The organism is Microvirga sp. Mcv34, from assembly GCF_024519725.1.
Lineage (GTDB): Bacteria > Pseudomonadota > Alphaproteobacteria > Rhizobiales > Beijerinckiaceae > Microvirga.
In genome coordinates, this window is record NZ_JALJRK010000058.1 from 1 (window position 1) to 24,055 (window position 24,055).

The 24,055-nt window shown below is 64.9% G+C and carries 18 protein-coding genes; 5 read left to right on the forward strand and 13 right to left on the reverse strand.

Translation table 11 applies throughout. The features are described 5' to 3' along the window. Positions 1 to 746 (reverse strand): diguanylate cyclase domain-containing protein (locus tag OC446_RS22310; RefSeq protein WP_262031213.1); only part of this gene is annotated, 746 nt, incomplete at its 3' end. Between the two features lie 235 nt (positions 747 to 981). Here OC446_RS22310 and OC446_RS22315 point away from each other — a divergent pair. Together OC446_RS22315 and OC446_RS22320 are read left to right on the forward strand one after the other, a co-directional pair. Further along, entirely contained in the window at positions 982 to 1,257 is a 276-nt protein-coding gene (locus tag OC446_RS22315; protein ID WP_262031214.1) for a DUF6894 family protein, read from the forward strand. Between the two features lie 144 nt (positions 1,258 to 1,401). Continuing rightward, entirely contained in the window at positions 1,402 to 3,195 is a 1,794-nt protein-coding gene (locus OC446_RS22320; protein WP_262031215.1) for a thiamine pyrophosphate-requiring protein, read from the forward strand. Between the two features lie 120 nt (positions 3,196 to 3,315). Here the strand turns inward: OC446_RS22320 and OC446_RS22325 are convergent, their stop codons facing one another. Then, positions 3,316 to 3,678: a hypothetical protein gene (locus tag OC446_RS22325; RefSeq protein WP_262031216.1), complete on the reverse strand. Its 363-nt coding sequence runs from the start codon at positions 3,676 to 3,678 to the stop codon at positions 3,316 to 3,318. A gap of 309 nt (positions 3,679 to 3,987) precedes the next feature. After that, positions 3,988 to 5,253, reverse strand: a complete 1,266-nt coding sequence (locus OC446_RS22330; protein WP_262031217.1) for an IS701 family transposase — start codon at positions 5,251 to 5,253, stop codon at positions 3,988 to 3,990. 174 nt (positions 5,254 to 5,427) lie between these two features. On the opposite strand from OC446_RS22330, the gene OC446_RS22335 reads away from it, so the two are divergent. Then, positions 5,428 to 7,386 carry a PAS domain S-box protein gene (locus OC446_RS22335; RefSeq protein WP_262031218.1) on the forward strand — a complete coding sequence of 653 codons (1,959 nt, stop codon included), beginning with the start codon at positions 5,428 to 5,430 and terminating at the stop codon, positions 7,384 to 7,386. Between the two features lie 54 nt (positions 7,387 to 7,440). Here the strand turns inward: OC446_RS22335 and OC446_RS22340 are convergent, their stop codons facing one another. The 3 genes from OC446_RS22340 to OC446_RS22350 all read right to left on the reverse strand — a co-directional run bounded on the left by OC446_RS22340 (position 7,441) and on the right by OC446_RS22350 (position 10,665). After that, positions 7,441 to 8,262, reverse strand: a complete 822-nt coding sequence (locus tag OC446_RS22340) for a lytic transglycosylase domain-containing protein (protein ID WP_262031219.1) — start codon at positions 8,260 to 8,262, stop codon at positions 7,441 to 7,443. A 90-nt stretch (positions 8,263 to 8,352) separates the two neighbouring features. Further along, positions 8,353 to 9,219: a hypothetical protein gene (locus OC446_RS22345; protein WP_262031220.1), complete on the reverse strand. Its 867-nt coding sequence runs from the start codon at positions 9,217 to 9,219 to the stop codon at positions 8,353 to 8,355. Positions 9,220 to 9,495: 276 nt separating this feature from the next. Then, positions 9,496 to 10,665 (reverse strand): alpha/beta fold hydrolase, encoded by a 1,170-nt coding sequence (locus tag OC446_RS22350; RefSeq protein WP_262031221.1) that lies wholly within the window; start codon positions 10,663 to 10,665, stop codon positions 9,496 to 9,498. A gap of 142 nt (positions 10,666 to 10,807) precedes the next feature. Here OC446_RS22350 and OC446_RS22355 point away from each other — a divergent pair, with 142 nt between their 5' ends. Then, entirely contained in the window at positions 10,808 to 12,736 is a 1,929-nt protein-coding gene (locus tag OC446_RS22355; RefSeq protein ID WP_262031222.1) for an adenylate/guanylate cyclase domain-containing protein, read from the forward strand. A 175-nt stretch (positions 12,737 to 12,911) separates the two neighbouring features. Here OC446_RS22355 and OC446_RS22360 read toward each other — a convergent pair whose 3' ends face one another. The 7 genes from OC446_RS22360 to OC446_RS22390 all read right to left on the reverse strand — a co-directional run bounded on the left by OC446_RS22360 (position 12,912) and on the right by OC446_RS22390 (position 20,387). Continuing rightward, the gene (locus OC446_RS22360) at positions 12,912 to 14,210 is read right to left on the reverse strand and encodes an ABC transporter substrate-binding protein (RefSeq protein WP_262031223.1); all 1,299 of its coding nucleotides are present in this window, start codon (positions 14,208 to 14,210) and stop codon (positions 12,912 to 12,914) included. A gap of 81 nt (positions 14,211 to 14,291) precedes the next feature. Continuing rightward, positions 14,292 to 15,092 (reverse strand): sugar phosphate isomerase/epimerase family protein, encoded by an 801-nt coding sequence (locus tag OC446_RS22365; protein ID WP_262031224.1) that lies wholly within the window; start codon positions 15,090 to 15,092, stop codon positions 14,292 to 14,294. Next, positions 15,089 to 16,102, reverse strand: a complete 1,014-nt coding sequence (locus OC446_RS22370) for a hydroxyacid dehydrogenase (RefSeq protein WP_262031225.1) — start codon at positions 16,100 to 16,102, stop codon at positions 15,089 to 15,091. Before OC446_RS22370 ends, OC446_RS22365 begins: the two co-directional genes overlap by 4 nt. After that, on the reverse strand, positions 16,099 to 17,964 hold the full coding sequence (locus tag OC446_RS22375; RefSeq protein ID WP_262031226.1) for a DUF2264 domain-containing protein: 1,866 nt from the start codon (positions 17,962 to 17,964) through the stop codon (positions 16,099 to 16,101). Before OC446_RS22375 ends, OC446_RS22370 begins: the two co-directional genes overlap by 4 nt. Next, positions 17,961 to 19,022 (reverse strand): LacI family DNA-binding transcriptional regulator, encoded by a 1,062-nt coding sequence (locus OC446_RS22380; RefSeq protein ID WP_262031227.1) that lies wholly within the window; start codon positions 19,020 to 19,022, stop codon positions 17,961 to 17,963. Before OC446_RS22380 ends, OC446_RS22375 begins: the two co-directional genes overlap by 4 nt. Before the next feature lie 153 nt (positions 19,023 to 19,175). Then, the gene (locus tag OC446_RS22385; protein ID WP_262031228.1) at positions 19,176 to 20,054 is read right to left on the reverse strand and encodes a DMT family transporter; all 879 of its coding nucleotides are present in this window, start codon (positions 20,052 to 20,054) and stop codon (positions 19,176 to 19,178) included. 114 nt (positions 20,055 to 20,168) lie between these two features. Next, the gene (locus tag OC446_RS22390; RefSeq protein WP_262031229.1) at positions 20,169 to 20,387 is read right to left on the reverse strand and encodes a hypothetical protein; all 219 of its coding nucleotides are present in this window, start codon (positions 20,385 to 20,387) and stop codon (positions 20,169 to 20,171) included. A 538-nt stretch (positions 20,388 to 20,925) separates the two neighbouring features. Between OC446_RS22390 and OC446_RS22395 the strand changes: the two genes are divergently transcribed. Beyond that, complete coding sequence (locus tag OC446_RS22395; RefSeq protein WP_262031230.1) at positions 20,926 to 24,036, forward strand: ATP-binding protein; 3,111 nt, start codon at positions 20,926 to 20,928, stop codon at positions 24,034 to 24,036. Positions 24,037 to 24,055 lie beyond the last annotated feature (19 nt).

Below are 24,055 nucleotides of genomic sequence, written 5' to 3' on the forward strand. Positions count from 1 at the left end.
GCCGGGAAATCGTCCGGCCGGCTGATCGCGTCCGACAGGATCTGGCCGAATTGCCGGAGGGCCTCGTCGCCCGCCGGATGGCCGGCCCGGTCGTTGAGGATCTTGAAGAAATCGAGGTCCATGAGAAGGAGGGACAGGGGCTCCCGCGTGCGCTGGAGCCGCCGCCACGCCTGGTCGAGGGCGGCGTCGAAGGCTCGCCGGTTCGCCAGGCCGGTCAGACCGTCCGTCGTGGAAGCCCGTTCGAGTTCCCGGTTCAGCCGCCAGAGTTCGAGCTCGTCCATGGCAATCGCCCCGAGATCCTCCAAGGGGGACAGGTTGAACCCGTCCGTGTCCTGCGGCTCGCGCTTGAGGATGCACAGCGACGCGACGGCGGCGCCATCATCCGTCACGAGCGGCACACCGGCGTAGAACCGAAAGGGCAGGTGGGGGACGAGCGGATGCCCGTCGAGTCTTGGATCTGCCTGCATGTCTCCGATGACGAGAGGCGCTCCCGACGAGATCACGAGCTGGCAGACAGAGCGGTCACGCTCGATCCAAGGGGCTACGTCCATTCCCTGGACTGACTTCATCCACTGATAACGGTCGTCCACGAAGCCGATAAAGGCGGCATCGGCCTTATAGAATTGTGCAGCCAGGCGCGTGATGCGGTCGAACCGTTCGTCGGGAGCCGTGTCGAGTATCCCGCAGGAAAAGAGGACATCGAGCCGTTCGGCTTCGTTCGAGGGGTGCTGGGGCACGGCAAACACGTTGGAGTTCCTGTCCGGTGGCGAGGATCGCTGAGCTGTGGTCTCCTACCTTAGTCGCGGGCCGTGTACTAGGTGGCGCTTGCACATCGTGCGGCGCTCCTGAGCAGCCTGAACGATAAGCCGGCTAGGAGTAAAGAGCATCGATGGTATCCAGGTGTGGGTGGGCTTATCGGTAGAGCGAATGAACAAAGCAAACGCTCCCTCATTTATATCCACATGCTTCTGAGGGTTATTGATGCCGCGCTTTTTCTTCGACACTTATAATGGCGAACGCTTCTTGGCTGATGAATCTGGGCTGGAGTTCGCAAATCTGGAGGCTGCCAAGAACGAGGCCCAGAAGGCCTTACCGGAGATGGCAAAGGAGGCTCTCCCTGATGGCAATTACCGCAGTTTCGTGGTCAGTGTCAGGGATGAGGACGGGAGTGTTGTCGTGCGAATGTCCCTCTCGCTGGTGGTCGAAGAGGGGAATGTTGACGAGCAGCCTGGCCAGGTTCCGGCCGAGGAAACATAATTCTCCATCATGGATGGAAAGCTTCCTGCAGACGATGCATTGGCAGGAGATTTGCGGTCTTCGACTCACATCGCGGGTTCATAGCGATGCAACCGCGCCGGAGCCGCATGTGTTGAACGGGTGATCCCAGACAAGGAGCCCGTTATGGCAGAGACTGTGGCCGATTTCATATGGCAGCGCTTGCAGGAATGGGGGGTACGCCGGGTCTACGGCTATCCGGGCGACGGCATTGGCGGCCTGATCGGCGCACTGGCCCGCGTGGAGGATTCCATCGAGTTCGTCCAAGCGCGGCACGAAGAGATGGCCGGTCTGATGGCCTGCGCGGAGGCCAAGTTCACGGGCGAGGTCGGAATCTGCATCGCAACTTCGGGGCCCGGGGCCATCCACCTCCTGAACGGACTCTACGACGCCAAGCTCGATCACCAGCCGGTCCTGGCCCTTGTCGGGCAGCAGGCCCGCACGGCCATCGGGGCTCACTACCAGCAGGACCTCGACCTGCAGACGCTCTTCAAGGATGTGGCTGGCGCCTATGTGGAGACAGCCTCGACGCCCGAACAGGTCCGGCACCTGATCGACCGAGCCTACCGGATCGCCAAGGCGGAGCGGCGGGTCACCTGCGTGATCCTCCCCAACGACCTCCAGGCCGAGCCGATGGTCCAGCCCGCGCGAGAGCACGGGATGACCCATTCGGGAATCGGCATCGAGATGTCGCCCGTCGTGCCGGATGCGGCGGCGCTGGGCCGAGCCGCGGAAGTGCTGAATGCGGGCGAGCGGGTCGCCATCCTGGTCGGCGCAGGGGCGCTCGGGGCGACGGACGAAGTCATCGCCGTCGCGGAACGCCTCGGCGCCGGTGTTGCCAAGGCGCTTCTCGGCAAGGCCGCCGTGCCCGACGACCTGCCGTTCTGCACGGGTTCCATCGGCCTTCTGGGCACGAAGGCGAGTTGGGACCTGATGATGGAATGCGATACGCTGCTGATGGTCGGATCGAGCTTCCCCTACACGGAGTTCCTGCCGAAGGAAGGCCAGGCCCGGGGCGTGCAGATCGATCTCGATGCGGGCATGCTCGGCCTGCGCTATCCCATGGAGGTCAATATCGTAGGCGACGCGGCCGCCACACTGGCGGCCCTGCTTCCGTTCCTCGACGAGAAGACCGACCGCTCCTGGCGCAACACGATCGAGGCGAACATCGCCGGTTCACGCAAGCAGCTCGAGGGTACGGCGGCGGCGCCCGCCCGGCCGATCAACCCGCAGCGGGTCGCCACGGAGTTGTCGCCGCGCCTGCCGGATCGCTGCATCGTCACCGCCGACAGCGGCACCACGACCGTGTGGTATGCGCGCGATCTCGCCTTCCGGCGCGGGATGATGGGCTCCGTCTCCGGAACCCTGGCCACCATGGGATGCGCGGTGCCCTATGCCATCGCGGCGAAATTCGCCCATCCCGACCGGCCGGTGATCGCGCTCGTCGGCGACGGCGCCATGCAGATGAACGGGCTCGCGGAACTGATCACCATCGCGAAATACCGCGACCGCTGGACCGATCCGCGCCTCGTCGTCATGGTGCTCAACAACCGCGATCTCGCCTACGTCACCTGGGAGGAGAGGGTGCAGTCCGGTGATCCCAAGTGGGAATCGTCGCAGGCGCTGCCCGACGTGCCCTATGCGGAGTTCGCCAAGTCCATCGGCCTCGACGGCCTACGCGTCGAGGATCCGGAGCAGATCGGTCCCGCCTGGGACAGGGCGCTCGCGGCGGACCGGCCCTTCGTGCTCGACATGGTGACCGATCCCAACGTGCCGCCGCTGCCGCCGCACATCACCCTCAAGCAGGCGCGCCATTTCATGGGAGCTCTCGTCAAGGGTGATCCGGATACGGGAAGCGTGCTGGCGAACACGGCACGCGGCATCGTCGGATCGATCCTGCCGTCGAAGGACAAGTCGTAAGCCGCCTCCTGTTGTCGGCGACTGCTTCTGAAGCATTTTTCGGTGGAGTGGATCCGGTTCACCGTCAAACAATGCGGTCAAACAAGAAAGAGAGCTGATTCCATGTCAATGGAAACAGCTCTAAAGCCCGCTCAAGTCCCGTTGGAGTTGAGCGGGATCGATGGCGATCTTCAGGACCGTTCCGCCGAAATCCAGCACGAGGAAGGGCTTCCCGCCACCGCTTTCGATTCGCGTGTTCAACGGCTCGACGGGCACGCTCTTGAAATGGTTCGGTCCGGCATTCTCGGCGAACACCCGGGGCGTCTTGCCCTTGTGGGTCCTCACCATCTCGCCGAGCAGGTCCGTCACGATGGGCGTGGAATCCACCGCGCTGAGGAGAACCTCGTATTCCCGGTCCGTGTCGGTTCGGACGCCCAAGGCGATAATCGTGCCGTCCTCCGACGCCTGGACCCGCCAGGCCTTTGAGCCGATTTTCTTGACCATCCTGTTCCTCCCGTAGCGCCTTCATACGGCACGCCAACCGATACCCCGCTCAACCGCCTCCCTGTCAATCCCGACGCAACGGGCGCACACGCCTTTCCCTCCTCGTGGGGAGACATCAAGGGTGGGAATGTGGGCGCCAGCCTATGAAGTGTGGCGCTGTGGATCTGCGCTTGAAAAGTCAGGCTGATCGAGGGCTCACGCGCCTTATGAAACAACCACAAGCACTACTTTGGCACTTTCATAAGCGAGCCAAGGGTGAAGCGAGCCCGGCAGATTGGACATCGCAGGCGCATGGCGTGCATCAGGCGATCAAGCAGCCGGCGCCGGATGGCCGGCAAGCTGGGTTGCGGTGGTGGTCCGCTGGCTTTTCTTTTTTCCCCCTGTGGCTGCCCGCAGGCGCAGATGCTGCAGGAACAGATAGGCGATCAGGGTCAGCAAGGCATGCCGGTGCAACCCGCGCCACGAGCGGCCCTCGAAGTGATCGAGCCCGAGCTCTTCCTTGAGCTGCTGGTGCGCCTGCTCGCACACCCACCGGGCTTTGATGAGAGAGGCCAGCTGCTTCAATGGCGTGTCCGGTGGCAGGTTGGACAGGTAATATTTGCGCTCACCCGACGAGCGGTGCTCGCCCACCAGCCAGACCTCATCGCCTGGCAGATGTTGATTGGCGTGCCCGCGCAGGTAAACCGCAGGCCCGTCGGCGACCCGCACGCGTACAGCCGCAAACTTCGCCTGCAGCGGCCCCTTGGTTCCGCGCCGCCACGTGATGCGGCGCCAGGACGCCTGCGCCAAGAGGGCCTCAGCCGTCACCGCCTCCTGATCCGGGATCTGTCGTGTGCGGGAGCGGCCGCGTGATGGTGGGGGCGTGATCATCTGCACATCGGCCGGATAGACCTTCTGAATGCGCACGGTGCCCACCGCCCACAGCAGTCCGAGCGCCGAGAGCGCCTGGCGGAAAGGCCCGCTGATGCCATAGCCGGCATCCGCCAGCACGGCTCCGAAGCTGACGCCCCCTTGCAGCAGGCGCTGGAGTTCCGCCAGCGCGATCGCGGGCTTCGAGCGCTGCGTCCAGAGCGCTTCGGGCACGCCGGCGTGGTGCAGGCGCTCGGGATCCTGGATCCAGGTGTCAGGCAGGAACAGCCGCAGCACGAGCGGGACCGGCACCTCGCCCTTGGCGAGGGTGAGCGAGACCAGGCACTGACAATTCGCCTGCTTGCCCACCACCCCGGCATATTGTGAGGCGACACCAACGGAATGGGTGCCCTTCTTGAGCAGCGCCGTGTCGTCGATCACTAGGATGGCGTCGGGCCCGCCCACCAGCCGGTTGGCCTGAGCCAGGAGTTCAGCTTCGAGCGGCGCCTCGTCCCACGGGCCCACGGCTACGAAGTGATGCAACTGGTCATAGTCGGCGGGCGCCACGCGCGCCGCCATCGGCTGCAGGCTCTTGCGCTCACCCGGCCCGATCAGGCCAGCGATATAGAGCGGGCACATGCGCCGCCGGGCCGGATGATGAAGAGGGGTGAGGAAGGGTTCGAGCCAGGACTGAAGTTCGTGTTCCCACGCCATTGAGGTGCTCATGACAACCTCCCGCGGATGATCCTTCAGTGAGAGAAGTCAGCGCAGCTCGCCCGGTTCCTCATGCCTGCCAAAGTAGTGCAAGGCAGAATAAGAAAAAATGGCCAGCCGAAGCTTGGCTTAAGATCTTTTTAGGCACGTCGTGACATGAGAGGTCTTCCGTTTCAGGAGTCTCCGATGCCTTTCGGTCTACGTCCGTTCAGCTCAACCAACGCGAAGGTTAGGGCGCTCGACGCGACGTTTGCGACGATTAGGCTCGACCCTCACGGCCATATCCTGGAGGCGAACGACGGTTTTCTGGCGCTGGTCGGGTATCGGCTCGAGGAGATGCGCGGCCGGCATCACCGCGTCCTCGTCGATCCGAAGGATGCCGAAACCCCGTCCTATGGTCGGTTCTGGCAGGAACTGCGGCAGGGACATCGCCAATCGGCGGAATTCAGGCGCCTCTGCAAGGATGGGAGCGCCATCTGGCTGCAGGCGAGCTACGTGCCCGTCGTCGACCGGAACGGCGTGGTCGAGCAGATCGTCGCCTTCGCCACGGACATCACGGCCCAGAGGCTTCGCCAGGCGGATCTCTCCGGCCAGATCTCCGCGATCAACCGCTCGCAGGCCGTGATCCATTTCGCGCTCGACGGCACGATCACGGACGCGAACGACCTGTTCCTCCAGACCATGGGCTACACGCTCGACGACGTGAAGGGCAAGCATCACCGCATGTTCGTCTCGGCGGACTATGCCGCCGGTTCGGAGTATGGGGAACTCTGGCGCAAGCTCAATCGCGGCGAGTACCTGTCGGGCGAGTTCAAACGCACCGCGCGCGACGGCCGCGAGGTGTGGTTGCAGGCGAGCTACAATCCGATCTTCGACGACAGCGGCCGGGTGTTCAAGATCGTAAAATACGCCTCAGACATCACGGAGGCGAAGCGAAAGGCGGCCGAGGCGGCCGCCCAGGTCGCCGCCATGAGCCGCTCCCAGGCGGTTATTCATTTCGACATGGACGGTGTCATCATGGACGCCAACCAGAACTTCCTCGACACGATGGGCTACACCCTGGACGAGGTCCGGGGACGGCATCATCGCATGTTCGTCTCAAACAATTATGCGGCGAGCGCAGAATATGCGGGCTTCTGGGAAACGCTGCGCGCTGGCCGGTATTCGGCGGCCGTCTACCAGCGCGTCGCGAAGGGCGGGCGCGAGGTTTGGATACAGGGCAACTACAACCCCGTGCTTGATGCGGACGGGCGGCCGTTCAAGGTGGTCAAGTTCGCGACCGATATCACCCGCAGCATGAATGTGCGCGGCGAGGCGATCCAGACCGCCGAACAGACCCTCGGCAATGTCCAGGCGATCGCGACGGCCGCCGAGGGCATGAACGTCACCGCGGGAGCGATCTCGGGGCGGATGCAGGAATCGCGCAGCGCCGTCGACGAGATCCATGTGCGGACGCAGGGCGCCGACGCGTCGACGGCCAAATTGCGCGAAGCCGCGCAGGCCATGGACGGCGTCGTGCAGGCGATCACCGTGATCGCCGAGAAGATCAACCTCCTGGCGCTGAACGCCACCATCGAGGCAGCGCGTGCGGGCGATGCGGGGCGGGGCTTCGCCGTGGTGGCGAGCGAGGTGAAGAACCTCGCCAACCAGGCCGCGCAGGCGACCGCGCGCATCTCGGGCGAGATCCTGTCCATGCAGACTGTTTCGGGCGACGTGGAACAGGCGCTCGCCTCGATCAGCGCGGCCGTCAACGAGGTGCGTGGCTTCATCGTCGAGACGGCGGACGCCATCGAGCGGCAGAGCGCGGTGACGACCGAGGTCTCGCGCAACATCAAGATCGCCGCCGGCGGCGTAGCGGGCATCGCGCGCAGCCTGGACGAATGGGTCGTGGGCGTGGAAGAGCGCCGTGCGAACGAGCGCACGCGGGTGAGCCGCCCGGCGCGGATCCGGCTCTCCGCTCACTCGGGCAAGGCTCAGGACATCGCATGCATGGTGCTGAACATGTCCGAAACCGGCGCGAAGATCAGCGTCGCGACGGTCGATGTTCCAGACCGTTTCGTGCTCACCGTCGAAGGCGACGACATCGCACGCAATTGCCAGGTCGTGCGCCGGGGCTTCCAGGAGCTGGGCGTCCGTTACGTGTGAGGCCGTGTCCCGGCGCGCCGTGCGGGTCCGCACGAGGCGCCGGGATGAGCGATGTTACCGCTCGGCGGAGCGGCGCGCGTTGCCGTCGATCTGTTGCCCGATCAGCGCGATGGCCTGCTGGTAGACCGATGCGGCGTTCCAGGCCTGGATCGCCCTGAAATTGGGCTCGCCCGGCTGGTATCCGGCGCCGGCGCGCCAGCCGTGCGCTTTCAGGAAGTTGGCCGTCGCCTCCAGGGCGTCGGCGGTGTTGTCGAGATTGCCGCCCCGGCCGTATTGCAGGATGTTCTTGGGCATGAACTGGGTCTGGCCGATCTCGCCGTGCATGGAGCCGCGCGTGCTGCCCGTGAGGACGCCGCGGTCGATCAGCTCCAGGGCCGCGTAGAGCTGGTCGGTGAAGAATTCCGACCGACGGCAATCATAGGCGAGGGTCGCCACCGCCGAGAGCGTGTTCTGGTTGCCACGCTGGGTCCCGAAGGCCGTCTCCATGCCCCAGATGGCGATCAGTGGGCCGGGCGGGACGCCGTAGCGCTGCTCCAGGGACGCGAAGAGGGACGCGTTCGATTGCTTGAGCGAACGCCCGCGCGAGACGATCACCGGTGCGCCGCGCTTGGCCATGAACTGGTCGAGCGAGAGGCGGAAGCTCTTCTGGCCCCGATCGGCCCGGATGGTGGCGGTCGCGTAGTCCGTGTTCATGAGGGCGGAGATCGCCGTCTGGCCGACGCCGTTGGCTTTCGCCTCCTGCGAGAATTCCCGCTTCCAGTTCTCGAAGCCGGCCGCGCTGTTGCCGCATTGCGCGGCCTGTGCCGTGTGGGCCATCCCGACGAGCGATGCCAGGGCGGTGAAAGCGGCGATCGTATAGTGCCGGCCTCTGATCATTCGTTTTCCCTTCCGGATCGGTTGGACCGGACCAGATGCTGGCGCATCATCCCGGCCAAGTTGAGGCATAATGGTCAAGCTTCGTAACGCTCAGTCCAGGTTGACGGTTCCCAGGCCGAAGCCGGTCTTGTCCGGCGTGATCCAAACGGCACCGTCGCCGACCATCATACCCTTGTCCCGCACGAACACGCTCTCGAACGTCGCTTTGGCGACCGCATCCCGAACGGCGGCGTTCAGGACGGTCGCCTTCGCGGCGACCAGCTGCTCGCGGTTGCGCAGGGTGCGCCTGACCTTGCCGGTGATCGCCAGGGGATAATCGGTCACGCGGGCGATAAGTTCGATATCGCCCGACCGAAAGGCGGCCTTCACGCGCCGGAAGCCGTAATAGGCCGCGTAAGCGTCGAATTTCTGGGCTCGGTAGCTCGCCTCGATATCGGGCGTCAGCTTCGGACGCGAGAAGCCGGAATCCGGCGTCCTGACCGGCAGGTCGAGGGACCGGCGCAGTTCCCGCGCGAGGATGTTCAGCGCCCGGGAGCGGTCGTAGAGCGTCTGAAGCTCCGGCGAGCGGCCTTGGCCGGTTCCCGCTTCGAGCTGGTCCGTGATCTCCTTCCTGGCGGATTTCGTGTCCGACCCCACGTTGCGCCGGTCGCGGGTCTTGACCGCGTCGTCCAGCTTCGCGTCGAGCTGGTTGCTGGCGATCCAGAGCCGTTCCTCGACCTCCGCCAGCACCTCCTCGTGCGAGGGTCGCACAGTGGGACCTTTCGCCAGATCGGCCGGAAGGGCCTTCAGGGCGTCCTGCGGCTTGGGGCCTTTGTCGTCGGGCGGCGCGCGGGGATCGATCCTGTAGGTTCGCCCATAGACCTTGACGAAGAAGGGATCGGCCCGGGCCGGAAGCGCGGCGGACAGCGCCAGAAGGCAACCGAACACTCCGAGGATCCTGGCCAGGATGCCGCTCATGGCGGTCTGCGCTCCATGACGTTGGTTGCAACATCGTACGCCGCAGAGGGCGAATAGGGAATGGTGGCACGAGATGGTGTCCAGGGATTGAGGCAGATCAAGCGCGTGGTTGCGAACACCCTAAGCCCTCATCCTGAGGAGCGAAGCATCTCGAAGGACGAGGGCGCCTCCCGTTCACTCTGGACGATCCTTCGAGACGCCTGCTGCGCAGGCTCCTCAGGATGAGGTCAGAGGGTCATGTGCCGACACTAAAGAGCACTTGGGTTTCTATGGCCCCTACCGCCCCCTCCGCCGTGTGGTCCGCGCGGGCGCCTTGAGGCTGTAGCGCTGCGTGTCAGTTCGCTCGCGGTTGGCGATCTTGTCCTGGCGCTCGCCGGACAGGACAGCCACGATGTCGTCGCGCACGGCCGGGAAGAGCCGGTAATATTGATGGCTCTGGAAATCGTGGCGCGGGTCGATGGCGTCGCTTACGTCCACGGCCGCGACCTTGTCGCTGATGATCGCCATGTTCTCCGGCCCGTTCACCCCCAGACGCGGCCCGTTGAACTTGGTCACCGAGCTCAAGGTGGACAGGATCCAGTCCTTCTGCGTGTGGTAGACGGTGACGCGGTTGCCGAGGCGCGGCAGGTAGCGCATCTCCTTCACGTCCTCGAACGCGTCCTCGTCCTCGTCGGCGGCGGCCAGCACCATCTGGTCGAAGGTGCGGCGCAGGCGGTTGGGATCGGGCGCTTCGGTCGGAAGCGCCACGAGGGCCGGGAAGGGCCGCTCCTCCGCGTTCGCGGCGGGCGCATCGGCCGTGCGGACATATTCGCGTGGCTCGCCCTGGGGCACCTGCATCAGGGCCTGCACGGCATAGCGGAACGCGTAATTGCCCATGCTGTGGCAGATGAGATGCAGCGGCTGGCGGCAGAAATCCCGGCGCGGCAGGCTGTCGATGAAGTCGTAGAGGATGCGCATCGTGCGCGCGATCGCCACGCCGGAGCCGCGCGCCGTGCCGCGGTCGTGGAAGTAGTCGTTGTAGGGCAGGGGCGTCGGCAGCGGCGAGCCGATGGACGGCCAGGTGAAGGCGAACACGTTGGCGTCGAGGCCGTAGAAAACGAGGATGCTGGCAGCCCGCTCGATGGCGTCCTTGAAAGTGTTCGAGAAGCCGTGGATCACCACCAGGGTCGGACGCCCGCCCTCCTGCATGTCCTGCCGCAGCTTCTCGAAGATGTCTCGGCTGCCGCGCTGGATGCTCGGCCCGATGAGCTGCTCGGGCGCCACGTAGAGCGAGCCCGCGACGAAGCTCGAATTCGTCGCCGTGACGCTGGCCTGCGCCGAGCCGAACCGCACCGCCGTGCCGTCGATGGGGCCGGGCTCCGAGCCGAAATCGACGATCGTCTCGCCCGTCCCATCGGTGAGCGGCATGCGGTTCGTCGCGAAATAGACCGTCACGTTCTGTGCCATGGTCCGTCTCTCCAGCCTGAGCAGTGTGTCACGCGCTCCGCCACGTGTCAGCGACAATGGCGGGGTATGGAATCGGCGCCACCCTTGTCTTCCATGGATGATCCCGGGTAACTCTGGGATCGGGCGACAGGAAGGCGGGCGCATGCGGGTTCGGATCGGCTATCAACCCTCGATCACGGCGCTTTTCGTGGCGGTGGTTCTGGCCGTCGGCCTGTCCCTGGTCTTCCTGAGCTTCGAGAGCGCCCGGTCGATCACCCGTTCGGCCGCCCTGTCCTTCATCGACCGCGTCGCCGACCAGACGACCGACCGGGTGGACGGTCAGTTCAAGGACGTGTTCGACATTCTGGCCGTGCTGCGCCAGCTCAAGCCGGTTGAGACGGGCGCGATCCAGGACAATCCGGAACTCACCGCGATCCTGGCCGCGCTGCTGCGCCGGCACGAGCAGCTCTACAATCTCTATGTCGGCTATGCCGACGGCGCCTTCGTCGAGCTCGACATGATCGACCGTGCGGGACCGGCGTTGCGGGCGCTGCTCAAGCCGCCGGCGGAGACGATGTTCCGGCTCAGCGTCATCGACACGCCGAAAGACGGCACGGAGAGACGACGCTTCACCACCTACCTGTCCTCCGACCTGAAGGTTCTGGCCCAAGAGCAGGGCGATGCCGATTACGATCCGCGCGAGCGGCCCTGGTACCAGGATGCGTTCAAGCCGGGCGCCGGCGCCGTCACGGAGCCTTACGTCTTCGATCTGGCCAGCCTGATCGGCTATACGGTGCGCGTGCCGTTCACCCAGGGACGGGGCGGGATCGCCGCCGGTGACATCTTGCTCATCGATGCCGAAGCCTTTCTGCGCGCCCAGAAGCTCGGGCAATCCGGAATCGTGTTTCTCTTCGACGACAGCGGCAAGGTGGTCGCGCATCCGCACATGTCGGAATTCCTGAAGGTCCAAGGGGCGAATGCTTCGCTCGACCTGCCGCCGCTCGACCGCATGCTTCCCGTCGACATCGCACAGCCCCTGAGCGCGTGGGAACGGGGCGGCTCGCCGCAGCAGATCTTCGACGACGCCGACGGGCGCACCTATGTGGCGGCCTTCCGGCCGATCGGGACCTCCGGTTCCTCCGGCCTCCGCCTCGCCGTCGTGGCGCCGCTCGACGAATTCTTCGCGGAGATCGAGGAGAGCCGACGGAACCTGGTTCTCCTGGCGCTCGGCTTCGTTCTCGCGTCCCTGCCGGTCATCGGCGGGATCGGCCTGCTGCTCTCCCGCTCGATGAAGGCGCTCGCGGCTGAGACGGATCGCATCCAGCGCTTCGACACCGATGGGCCGTGGCGGGATGTCCGATCGATGATCCGCGAGATCGACGATCTCGGGCGGTCGGTCTCCACCATGCGCACCGTGGTGCGGACCTTCGCGACCTTCGTTCCGAAGCGTCTGGTCCAGCAGCTCCTCGCGACCGGCGATGGCCTTCGCCTCGGCGGCTCCCGCCGCGTGGTCACGATCCTTTTTACCGACATCGCCGGGTTCACGCATATCACCGAGAAGGCCGATCCCGAGCGCGTGATGCTTCAGACCTCGCGCTATCTCGCGGCGCTCTCGGCGGTGATCATGGAGCATGGCGGCACGGTCGACAAATTCGTCGGCGATGCGGTCATGGCGATCTGGAACGCTCCGGCGGACGATCCCGACCACGTCGTCCGCGCCTGCGCGGCCGTCCTAGCCTGTCGGGAGGCCAACCGGAAACTGAACGAAGAATTCGAACAGGAAGGCTGGCCCGCCTATCGCACCCGCTATGGCCTCCACACCGGCGAAGCGGTCGTCGGCACCATCGGATCCTCCGACCGCATGGCCTACACGGTCCTCGGCGCGGCAGTGAACCTGGCGGCGCGGCTGGAGCCGCTCAACAAGGATTACGGCACAGACATCCTGGTCAGCGACGCCGTCCGCGAACACGCCGACGACCGTTTCGCGTTCCGCTTCGTCGACACGATCCAGCCAAAGGGTTTTGAAGCGAAACTCCGCGTCTACGAACTCTGCGGGGCGGCGGAGGGGCGGGTTGAGGAGAGGCGGGAGTGACGGCACTCCCTGTCATTCCGGGGCCGCGTAGCGGAACCCGGAACCCATAGCCGCCGTCTATGCAGAAGGAGGCGTGACGCTGCTCGCTCGTTCTTGATGCGTCGTGGCTATGGGTTCCGGGTTCGCGCCGAAGGCGCGCCCCGGAATGACAACGGGGTATCGCCGTTCCGCTCTCTTAATTCACCTTCCGCAGAACGGCGTTCCCGTCCTCAAGCAGGCGCTGCGCCGCGTCGCTGATGGACATCTGGCCGAAGGCGACCTGGTCGGCGACCTTGCGCATGACGTTGTTGTCGAACTCGACGGCGCCCACAGGAACCGGCGGCGGGTAGTCGCTCACTTTGTCGGCCACGAGGTTGACGTAGTCGACCGTCGCGCGCTCGACTTCGTTGAGGTTCGGCAGGATCGCCTCGCGCACCTTGGGCGACATGGGCACCCCGCGCTCGACGCCGAGGATCTTGCCGGCTTCGACGTCGTTGACGAAGAAGCTGATGAAGGCCGCAGCCTTGTCGGCCTGCTTGCTCGTCGAACCGATGCTCCAGATCAGGGCCGGCCGATAGTAATGGCCGGATTTCGTCCCCGGGCCGTTCGTCGGCACCATGGTGATCCCGAGCTTGTTCTTGGTGAGAAGCTGGTAGCCGATGAGCTGGTTCGAATAGGTGAGGCCCATGGCCGACTTGCCGAGCGCAAGCGCGTTGCGTTCGATCTGAGACTGGTCGAGGGTCTGTACATCGGCGGGAACGCAGCCGTTGCGCTTGCGCAGGTCCTCCCAGTAGCTGAACCACTCCTTCGCATCGTCCACGGTGAAGCCGAGCTTGGCATCCTCCGTGAACAGACGCTTGTCGCGCTGGCGCAGCCATACGTCGAACACGTAGTGATAGCGGGCGCCGTAGGGCGCGCCCCAGTAATCGGGACGGCCCACCGCCTTGGTGAGATCGACCGCCATGTCGGCGAACTGCTTCCAGGTGGTCTCGTGGGTCGGCGGCTTGATGCCGGCCTTCTCGAATACCGTCTGGTCGTAGAAGAGCGAGAACGAGTTGAGGCCGAGGGCCACGCCCCACAGCTTGCCGTTCGCCCGGCAGAGATCGACCATCTTGTCGCCGAACGACGAGATGTCGAGCTGCTTGCCGACGAAGTCGTCCATCGGTTTCGCGGCGCCGCGCCCGGCGTAATCGGCGAGGCTGTTCGGCTCGAGCTGGAACACGTCGGCAATGTTGCGCCCGGCCATCTGGGTGCCGATCTTCGCCCAGTAATCCGCGCCGACGGGCTCGCCCGCCACCTCGATGCCGGTGCGCTCGGTGAAGAGCTTGCCTACATCGGTGGTGCGACGCGCGCGGTCGGGCGATCCCCACCAGGTCGCGCGCAGCCGTCCGCCTTCGCCCTGCGCCCAGCTCAGGCCGGGTGCGTTGACGGCTGCGGCGCCGCCCAGCGCCAGGGCGGATTTCAGCAAGGTACGACGATCGAGTTCAGTCTTCATGGCTTCCTCCCATTCGCTTCTCAACCCGTTCTTCGGCGAGGGAGCGAGAAGCACGCTCCTCGTCGATTGTCGTTATAGAGATCAGGCCGCGCCGGATGGACGTGCCCTGATCTCTTCCAACATCCGATGAAACACGGCGGCGTCGGCCCGGAACTGCTCGGGGCTGTCGTCCCGCACGAATTCCAGCATGGCGAAACGCTCCCCCGGCCAGCGTGTCGCCGGAGCCTCGCTCAGGAGCGTGCTCCAATAGGCCGGCTGATCCGAGAGCGGGTAGCGCGTCTTCTCGCGGTCCCACGCGAAGACATGCACATGGGACGTCTCGTGGCCGATGGCGCGAAGCTCGTCGAGCGCTTCCTTGAGCGGCAGGCCGGGGCGCGGCTGCCAGTAGAGAAAGACGTTCGAATCGTCGATCTCCGCCATGAGACTTTGCGCCGACGCGAGATCGTCCGTGAGCGAATTGGGATGGTATTCGAGGCCGAGCGTGACGGAGGAATCCGCCGCCCGCCGGGCCATGCGGCGGATCAGCGACGCGGTGTGCCGGCGCTCGTCCGCCGTATAGGTGGCGGAATCCCGGTTGCGCGACCCCGGCCAGATGCGGATGTTCGGCGCCCCGAGCGCCTGCGCGGTGTCGAGCACGGTTGCGAAGGCATCTTCATCGTCGCTCGGCGGCGCGATGTAGGAGCCGTAGGATGTGACGGCGAGACCGGCGTTCTCGGTGAGACGTCGAACATGGCGAGCAAAGTCGAGCTGACCGGGAGGAACATGGACGTCGCCTCCCCATTCGATCCCTTCGATGCCGCATTCGGCCGCCAGCCTGACGATGGTCCTCGGCGCGAGGTTGCGGAAGGTGACGGAGCAGAGGCCAGGCCGGAACGACGTCATGCCATGGTCTCCAACGCGGCCGCCGTGATGGCGGAGCGCAGGGGGCGGCCCTCCATGTAGCGCTCGATCTCCTCGACGATGTACTCGCCGAGCCGCTCGCGCTCGTTGCCGATGGCGCCGGCGATGTGGGGCGTGAGAAACACGTTCGGCAGGTCGTAGAGCGCGGAAGCTTCCTCCGGCACTTCCGGATGGGTGACGTCGATGATCGCGTCGATGCGGCCCGTGCGCAGCTCGTCGATGAGATCGTCCTGCGCGACGATGATGCCGCGCGCCGTGTTGATGAACGTGGCGCCGTCGCGCATGAGCGCGAGATGCCGGCGCGTGATCATCCCCTGTGTCGAGGGCAGGGCGGGCGCGTGCAGTGACACCACGTCGGAGCAGCGCATCAACTCGTCGAGCGAAACGCTTTCCACGCCGAGCGCCGCCGCCTCGCGCGCATCTACGTAGGGATCGTGAAGCAGGACGCGGAACGCGAAGGGCTTCAGGAATTCGATCACGCGCCGCCCGATGCGCGACGCACCGACGATGCCGATGGTGCGGTTGAAATTGCCGAGCGGCTGCGCGGTCATGGGGAATGTGCGCGAGCGGTTGCGATCCGCGCAGTAGATGTCGCGGAAGCGGAACACCTGCTTGTTGGCGAAGAGGATCGCCGCCAGCGTGAACTCGGCCACCGGGATCGCATTGGCCTCGGCCGCGTGCGTGACCGCGATCCCGGCCTCGATCACGTCAGCGGACAGGAATCCTTTGACCGTCCCGGCCGCGTGGGCGATCAGGCGCAGGTTTGGGGCCCGCTCAAGAATGTCTCGCCCGATGGCTGGGCAGCCCCAGCCGGTGACCAGGATCTCCGTCCGCCGGAGGAGGTCTGGCGCCTGCCCTTGCGTAAACGTCTGGAGCGGCTCCGGGGACAGGATGGTCCCTGAACGGGCCAGCCGGTCGAGCAGGGGCGGGGTCAGGACACCTTCCGTACGGACAGGGTCCATGGCGAAGACTATGTTTCGCGGGCCCGTCATTCGCCCATTCTCCAGGCCAGGGCGCCGACCCTCCGGCCGTCTCGTGCTATGACAGCTTCCAGGTCCTCGATTGCCGGAGTGGGTGGAAGGTCCTTCCAGATGCCTGCCACGTCGAACCGAGTGGTCAACGCTACGACGGCCGTCATCAGAACCGTTTCGCCGCTTGGAATATCGCCCCGCAGCTGCGGCACGAAAGTCTTCGGGTAGAGAAGGTTCGTATTGGGAGGAGCTTTCAGCGCGATGCCACGGCGCTCGACCGCGGAGCCTAGATCCGCGATGCCGCTGAAATGCTCCGCGCCGATCACCAGGGCGCTTCCGTTACGTTCGTCGACCCGCTCCAGCTTCCGGTAGGCATCGGCGCGGGGGATCGCGAACCCCCCTTCGGCGGTGCTCAAGCGGCGCGGCGTCCTGATCCGGTGGACGCGGACGTGCCATGGGGAGGCGGGCAGAAGCCAGGTCTCCACCTCCACGTCGGCCCAGGGATTCCAGCGGGCATAGAGGACATTTCCGGCAATGCGGGCCTCCTCGTTGGTCTCCCGCACCCGGAAATGGCGACCGTCGTCGCTGAAACCGAGCATCCCGTCCAGGGCGGCACCCTCGAAGATCCGTTCGTCGCTCTCGACGCTGAAGGCATAGCGGGAGGAATAGACAAACTTGGCGTATTTCTCGCTGCCGAACCGCATCTGCAGGTTTTCCTGACCGGACGATAGCGCGATCACGTTCCCGGGCGTCTGCATTGTCACCATGCCCGGCTCCGGCTGCGGCGACGGCTCGGAGAACACCGGAGCGGCCACTTCCTCGGCCGTCCAGAAAGGGTGCGAGGCCGGCAGGGCCAGGGGCAGGAAGGCCTTGAAGGCCCAGTAGGGTGAGCCTGCCGAGTTGTAGTTTTCCGACATGAGCAGGTTGGCATAGCCGAACCCGACCGTGAGCACGCCGCTCCTGTCCGTGATGGGGAGCTTCGCCCACCAGCGCAGGTGCCGGAGGTAATAGCCCTTCACCTCACCCCAGGGCAGGGCCTCCTCGTCGGCGAAGGCCAGGGCGGCCCAGAAACCCGCGCAGGCAAAGCGATAGGTCATGCTGCGGCCAAACACGAGGGCGCCGCCGTCATCGGCGAACCAGTGCCGGATGTTGGGCGCGAACAGGCTCGCCCAGTCCCGGAACCGGCGCTTGCGCTCCTCGTCGGATGTCGCCAGGGCCGCATAGATCAGCCCGTAGAAATGCATCGCGAAGGGGATGTAATGGTCCACGCGGGGCACGTTGCCGTCGCGGTACCAGCCGTCGCCGAGATAGAAGGATTCCAGCTCCTGGAGATACTGCTCGGTGATGGTCCGGTCGAACTCGACGCCGACCTGTTCCAGGCCGAGATCGATCATGACCCGGAAGAATTTCCAGTTGTTGCCGGCGAATTCATGCGGCCGGGCCTCCAGCAGATAGGTCGCGACGTTCCGCTTCGCCCGCTCGTCCAGGGGCTCCCAGAGATGCTGGGGAACGAGGCGCAGCGCGAAGCCCAGGGCTGCCAGCTCCACCATCCTCTGGTCGCGGTCGGTGACCTTGCCCCAGTATTCGGGATGCTCCGGGTCCGTCCCGTTGGCGAGGCCTTTCGCGTAGAGCGGCCAATGGGCGAAGTCGCCGCCGCCCGCCGCGTAGGGTGCCAAACCCCAGAGCGGCCGCGCGAATCCTTCCAGATCTGCGGCCGCCTGGTCGAAATGGGCCGCCGTGGCGCTGAGGCCCACCCGGGCCCCGCCTTCCGAGAAAGCGGGCAGGAGCGGGTTAAAGAGATCCAGCAGCGCCTTCTCGACGTCACCTCGTGTCCTGAGAGGGTTGCCAGTGAGGGGATTGGGGTAGGCGGCCGCATAGGTCATGCCCGGATCTCCTCGCCTTCGGAACGCTTGGAAGCGGCCTGCACGGTCGCCCCTTCGACCAGCCGGACAGCCAGCTCCACCTTGCGGGGATCGGCGCTCGGGTCGGCGATCCGCCGCTGCATGAGGTAATAGGCCTCCTGGCCGATCGCCTCGCGGTCCACATGCATCGTGGTCAGGCGCGGCATGGTCATGGCCGCGCAGGGCAGGTCGTCGAAGCCCATCACGGCGAAGTCCTGCGGGATGGACAGATGGTGATTGGTGAGCGCTTCCATGACGCCGACGGCCATCATGTCGTTCATGCAGAACACAGCGGTAAAGCCTTGATCCTCTAGCAGGATCGCCTCCATGGCCTCGCACGCGTCGGAGCTCGTCCGGGAGCCGGGCGGCAGCTGGACGATGCGCGTGGTCACGCCGCTGCGCGCCGCCGCCGCCTCGAAGCCACGGACGCGCTCGCGGATGGTATGGCGGTGGGACATGGTGAAGTGGAGAATCCGCCGGTGCCCTGCATCGATGAGATGCTGGGTCGCCAGCCGGGCGCCGTAGAAATTGGCCGGGGACACGCAATCGAACTGCAGGTTCGGGTCGTTGCCGTTCACCCAGACGGTCGGCAGCTTGGCATCGAGGAGCCAGGCGCACAGGTCCTCCGGCGGGTCGATGCCGACCAGGAAAACCCCCGTAGCGTCGGTTTCCGACAGGGTCTGCTCCAGCTCGGAGACCTTGAGGGACGCGGAGCGGACGAGGCGCGGCAGGAGCGTGCCGCCCGTACGGGCGGCGGCGCCTCGCAGGCCGCCGAGAATGCCCTCGTAGAACACACCGAGGCCCCCGGTCGCCTGATCGACAGGGATCAGCGCCACCGACCGCTGGTTCTGCGGCTGGACGGCCGGGACCGGACGGATGCTGTAGCCGAGCTCCGATGCGATCCGGATCACTTGATCGCGTACATTCGTGCTGATGCCGGGCTCATTCGCGAGAACGCGGGAAACGGTGCTCACCGAGACACCGGCGAAGCGGGCGATGTCCGTCTGGCGCGGACGTCGGCTGAGGCTCACTCTCGTCATATCCTCCCACCTTTTCTCGTTGCATGAATTTGTTGCGCAGAGGGACGGGAGTTGCAATCCTCGCGCAAATGCAAATTTTTGCACTATTTTGCAACGAAACTGCGGCTGTGCCGTGCTGGCCGGGAGCGGGAGCTCTGTAACGAAGTAAGAGGCTTAGCGCCGCAATCCGGTGACCTTGGTTCCCATGAAAGCTGCCATGACGATCACCAAGCTTCCCGCGACGAGGGACAGGGTCGGGACTATGCCGAAATAGAGGTAGTCGGCGATCGACGAGAATACGATCACCACATAGCTGAGCGGAGCCAGGATGCTCGCTTCAGCCAGCTGATGGGATCGCAGGAAGCAGAACTGGCCGACCTGAGCCAGTGCGCCGATGATAAGGAACGTGGGCAGATCGCTCAGGCCGGGGGAGACCCATACGAAAGCGGCCGGGACGGCCGTGAGGACCGCGAGGCCGATGGTGTAGAACACCATCAGGACGACGGCAGGCTCTCCGGTCAGGCGCCGGGTCTGGATGACGCTGAAGGAGCCGAACAGAACCATTCCCAGGGCTGCCAGAAGACCCCAGTCCCAGCTCATCGAACCCGGCTTCACGATGAACAGCACGCTCGCGAAGCAGATCGCGGACGAGATCCAGTGCCGCCTGAGAATGCGCTCGCCCAACAGCATGGCGGCAAGACCAAGGATGACGAAGGGGCGGGTGAATCCGATCACGGTGACCAGGGTCAAGGGCAGGGCGGTCGTGGCGGCGTAGTTGCAGCTCAGCGCCATGGTGCTGCAAAGCACCCGCCCGATATGGCCCTTCACCTGCCGGGAGCTAAACACATCGGACCGGTAGCGCCAGATGAGCGGCGCGATGAGAAGAAGCCCGACGATAGCGCGAAAGAAGACCAGCTGAATGGCCGGGAACGTCGCTCCGGCCTGCTTGATGACGCCCATCGCGATGACGACCAGCACCATATCGCCGAAGGCGAAGGCCGCCCCCTGTCGGTTGGCGACATGTCGGTCTTTCGCTTCGGTGGGAGGCATCATGGGAAGGGTCCGACCCGGGCAGGCTCATCGTGAAGCCCGCCGGTCCGGTCAGTCTCGACCCATGCCCTTAAGATTGCATTATAGGTTGCAACGAACGGCCGTCGCAGCCGCAGATCACGGCTCGCGACGCTCGACGATCGTATATTCCGCGTCGATGATGCCATCCTGCGGGCGGGATTGCGCTCGGCGCACACGGCGGCGGAGGTAGAAATACAGGGCCGCGCCGCCGACGAACAGGACAGGGAGCACGACGAAAAGGCCGACCACCACGATTGCCAGCATGGCGATGCCGGCCGCCGCCAAGGCGACGAGCCTCAGCAGAATGGACAGCAAGCCCCCGCCACGCGGGGCCGTCGGTCGGGAGCGAAAAACCACGTAGTCCAAAATGGATCCTCCAAATGCGGGAGCGCTCGTCGGCGCATGAGCAAGATGAGGTGTCCGACATCGCGAGCGGCAACCCGCCCGCCAGAGGGGCCCGGACCCCTAGGCCCTGCTAATGTGGGTGGAGAATTTGGCGGATGCAAGACGCGGGTAATAGACGGCTACGCTTTTCGGGCCCGCTCGCGGGAGCAGGGCAAAGTCCACGGCCACGGCACGGGATACTCAGTCCAAGATATAAGGAACTAAGTTTCATATTGTGGTGGCAAGGATCTCGAAGCCTGCATAGAGCCTAGTTCACCGCGTCATGGTCCGGATTGAATGATCATCTTGATATTATGAAACAATATCTGACGCGAGGTTCGGCCGTTCTATTCAGGCGTATCGTCAAGTTCCCGGTGATAACTCACGCACGGCTTGCAATGTCTCCAGGTTATCTCGTTTAATGGCGTGACTTTGCGATTGTGAGGCTGTGCGGGACAGAGGGCTGGCGATGAATTGTCCACGCTGTGCACAACCTGCTCCGGCCAATGCGCGGTTCTGCAGCCAGTGTGGATCGCCTCTCGTTTCGGACGAGCCCCTGCCGGGGATCCATGCGACGGAATCGGCCGGCACCGAGGAGTTCAAGCCGGTCACGATCCTGTTCGCGGACATCGTCGCCTCCACGGAGCTGGTTTCCAAGCTCGATCCCGAACAGGCGATGCGGCGTCTGGCGCCAGCCGTCATGCTCATGCGGCGCGAAGCGGAACGCTTCGGCGGCACGCTCATCCACAGCCTGGGCGATGGTATCATGGCGCTTTTCGGCGCGCCGCATGTTCAGGAGGGGCATGCCCTGCTGGCGTGCCAGGCGGCCCTTGCCATCCAGGCCGAGATCAAGGGCGCGCTCGGGGCGAAGGCAGTGCGGCTCGGCCTGCATTCAGGCCTGATCGTATCCGAGACGAGATTCTCCTGGCCGGTCAATGAACGGGAAGCGTACGGGGTCGCGATTCATATCGCCAGCCGAGTGCAATCCCTGGCGGAGCCGGGGACGATCTATCTCAGCGAGGATTGCTACCATCTCGTGGACCGGTTCTGTTCGGCCAAACCCGTTGGGCGCCGCTCTCTTCGTGGCTTGCCGGACGACATAAGCGTCTATGAGCTCTTGGGCTTTCAGCCCTCGTCATCCGAGACGCTCTTCAAGGACCCCAATCTCACGCTGTTCCAAGCCCGCGAGCGCGAGATGGCGGAGCTGGAAGCATCCCTTCAGGCCGCTTTGCGGGGCGAGAGCCGCATCGTGGGGATCTGTGGGGCGGCCGGAAGCGGAAAGTCGCGGCTTTGCTATGAGTTCTCCCGACGCTGCCGGAAAGATGGGATCCCGGTAATCGAGGTCAGAGCGCAACCCTACGGCAATGCTGCACCCATCCAGACCATCCTCGAAGTCGTGAGGCAGCTGCTCGGCGTTTCTTCGAGCGACGAACCCGCCATGGCCCGCAGGCTCGTCACGGATCGCCTGGAAAAGCTCGGTTCGCCTCCCGAGGACGCGCTGCCAATTCTGTGCGATTTTCTGGGCATTGCGGAAGGCGCCCCGGTGCAGGCCGTGACCCCGAAGATCCGTCATGCGGCGCTCCTTGACATCATCTCATGGCTTGTGCGCAGCCGGGCTTCGCAACCGTGCGTCATAATCCTGGAAGACCTCCATTGGCTGGACGAAGCCAGTGAAAGCTTCCTGGAGATCCTTTGCGATGCAATCGTCGGGTCCCATGCCCTGATGGTCGTCAATTACAGGCCTTCCTATCAGGCGTCATGGATGCAACGGGACGGCATTCATCTCCTTGAGTTGAAAGATCTCGACCGCTCGCAGATCGACCAGTTCATATCCTCCGTCGTTGGGTCCCATGCAGACTTGGACGAAATCCGGAACCGTATCGCCGAGCGGTCGGGCGGCAACCCGTTCTTCGCCGAAGAGATCATCCACTCGCTGATCGAAAGCGAGGTGCTGATGGGTAAGCCCGGGGATTACCGCCTGGGGGGCGAGATCGGGGACAATCCGCTCCCCGTCACGCTTCAGGCCGTCATTGGCGAGCGCATCGACAGGCTTTCTCCGTTCGACCGAACGATCCTGCAGATGGCGTCCGTCATCGGAAAGGAAGTGCCCTTTGCCGTCCTGGAAGCCGTAAGCGCGCAGGAACTGGCCGCTGAGATCACGCCGGCGCTTCTCCGGCTATGTGCGGTCGAGTTGCTGCAGGATCAGGACAGACACGATGGGCGCTACTATTCCTTCCGCCACCCGCTCATTCAGGAAGTGGCCTATTCAAGCCAGCTGAAGTCCCGCCGGAGCAGGCTTCATGCCTACGTGGCTCCTGCCTTGGCGGATTACTACGCTGACCGCCAGGACGAGGTGGCGGGCCTCATCAGCTTCCACTACGAGGCGGCGGGCATGCTGTCGAACGCGGCTGAGTATGCCCGCAAGGCGGCCGAGTGGATCGGGTCGATGCACCCGGCCCAGGCGATCCGGCAATGGCAGGTCGTGCGCCGGCTCGTCCATGCGCAAAGCCTATCCGTGCGGGACAATGCCCTGCTCATTCTCTCGAGCGCCCAGATCGCATGGCTCGGATGGCGGGAGGGGATGGGGGCCAAGGATGCCGCTCCTTACATCCAGGAGGCCCTGGCTGTCGCAAGGGAAACCGATGACACGATGGTTCCCTTGCTTCTGTTCGTGGAGGCCAGGATCAGCGGCGCGAGTGGAGGCGCCGCGGACCATTACGTCGCGCGTGTCACCGATGCCCTGGCGATCCTGGACAATGCGGCCGACCAGAGCCGGGCGGCGACCCTCTATGCCTCGCTGAGCCAAGCTTATGGCTGGGCGGGCCTCTTCAAGGAGGCCCTCGAGGCCAACGACCGCGCCCTTTCCCTGCTGCAACATGTGCAGGATTTCGAGAACAGGTTCCTGGGATACAGCGTCGAGCATTGGACTCTCAGCCTGCGAGCGCGGATCCTGATCCATCTCAACCGGATTGACGAGGGACGGGCATGGCTCGACCACATGCTCGCGATCGAAGACGGTCGGATCGATCCGACTGTTCAGTTCATCAGCCACCTCGGTTACGTGGACCTCGCCTGGCTCTCGGGCGATCCGGATCTCGCTCAGCGCCACGCCACGCGGGTAAGTCAGTTGGCCGAGCGCCATGGCACCCCTTACCTGAAGGTCTTCGCCTATGCCTGCGTCGCGATGGCAAAAGGGTTGGCCGGCGACGCCCGAGGAGCCATCCACGAGTTCGAGGAGGGGCTGAATTTCATGCATTCCGCAAGGGCGGCCTTGGACTACGAACCGGACATGATGGCCGGCCTGGCCGAATGCCAAGCCCAGGCCGGCCAGTACGGCGAGGCTCTTCTAGCAGCCGAACGTACGATCGGTTTGTCCCGCGACCGGGCGGCCCGGCTGACCGAATGCCGGGCCTTGATCGTCGCCGGAGAAGCTATGGTTGCCGGGCGCGAGAAGGATCGCCGAAAGGATGCCCTTCGTCTTTTCGCGAAGGCGGAGGCGCTGATCCAACTAACCGGGGCGACGATCCTGGAGCCTCGCCTGAAAGCCGCTCGGGAGAAGTTGCTCATCGGGAGTTCCTGAGACGAAGCGTTTCCGAGGT

Coding starts and splice junctions, on each gene's coding strand:
- OC446_RS22315 (WP_262031214.1), top strand. CDS start 982: ATGCCGCGCTTTTTCTTCGACACTTATAATGGCGAACGCTTCTTGGCT.
- OC446_RS22320 (WP_262031215.1), top strand. CDS start 1,402: ATGGCAGAGACTGTGGCCGATTTCATATGGCAGCGCTTGCAGGAATGG.
- OC446_RS22325 (WP_262031216.1), bottom strand. CDS start 3,678: ATGGTCAAGAAAATCGGCTCAAAGGCCTGGCGGGTCCAGGCGTCGGAG.
- OC446_RS22330 (WP_262031217.1), bottom strand. CDS start 5,253: ATGAGCACCTCAATGGCGTGGGAACACGAACTTCAGTCCTGGCTCGAA.
- OC446_RS22335 (WP_262031218.1), top strand. CDS start 5,428: ATGCCTTTCGGTCTACGTCCGTTCAGCTCAACCAACGCGAAGGTTAGG.
- OC446_RS22340 (WP_262031219.1), bottom strand. CDS start 8,262: ATGATCAGAGGCCGGCACTATACGATCGCCGCTTTCACCGCCCTGGCA.
- OC446_RS22345 (WP_262031220.1), bottom strand. CDS start 9,219: ATGAGCGGCATCCTGGCCAGGATCCTCGGAGTGTTCGGTTGCCTTCTG.
- OC446_RS22350 (WP_262031221.1), bottom strand. CDS start 10,665: ATGGCACAGAACGTGACGGTCTATTTCGCGACGAACCGCATGCCGCTC.
- OC446_RS22355 (WP_262031222.1), top strand. CDS start 10,808: ATGCGGGTTCGGATCGGCTATCAACCCTCGATCACGGCGCTTTTCGTG.
- OC446_RS22360 (WP_262031223.1), bottom strand. CDS start 14,210: ATGAAGACTGAACTCGATCGTCGTACCTTGCTGAAATCCGCCCTGGCG.
- OC446_RS22365 (WP_262031224.1), bottom strand. CDS start 15,092: ATGACGTCGTTCCGGCCTGGCCTCTGCTCCGTCACCTTCCGCAACCTC.
- OC446_RS22370 (WP_262031225.1), bottom strand. CDS start 16,102: ATGACGGGCCCGCGAAACATAGTCTTCGCCATGGACCCTGTCCGTACG.
- OC446_RS22375 (WP_262031226.1), bottom strand. CDS start 17,964: ATGACCTATGCGGCCGCCTACCCCAATCCCCTCACTGGCAACCCTCTC.
- OC446_RS22380 (WP_262031227.1), bottom strand. CDS start 19,022: ATGACGAGAGTGAGCCTCAGCCGACGTCCGCGCCAGACGGACATCGCC.
- OC446_RS22385 (WP_262031228.1), bottom strand. CDS start 20,054: ATGATGCCTCCCACCGAAGCGAAAGACCGACATGTCGCCAACCGACAG.
- OC446_RS22395 (WP_262031230.1), top strand. CDS start 20,926: ATGAATTGTCCACGCTGTGCACAACCTGCTCCGGCCAATGCGCGGTTC.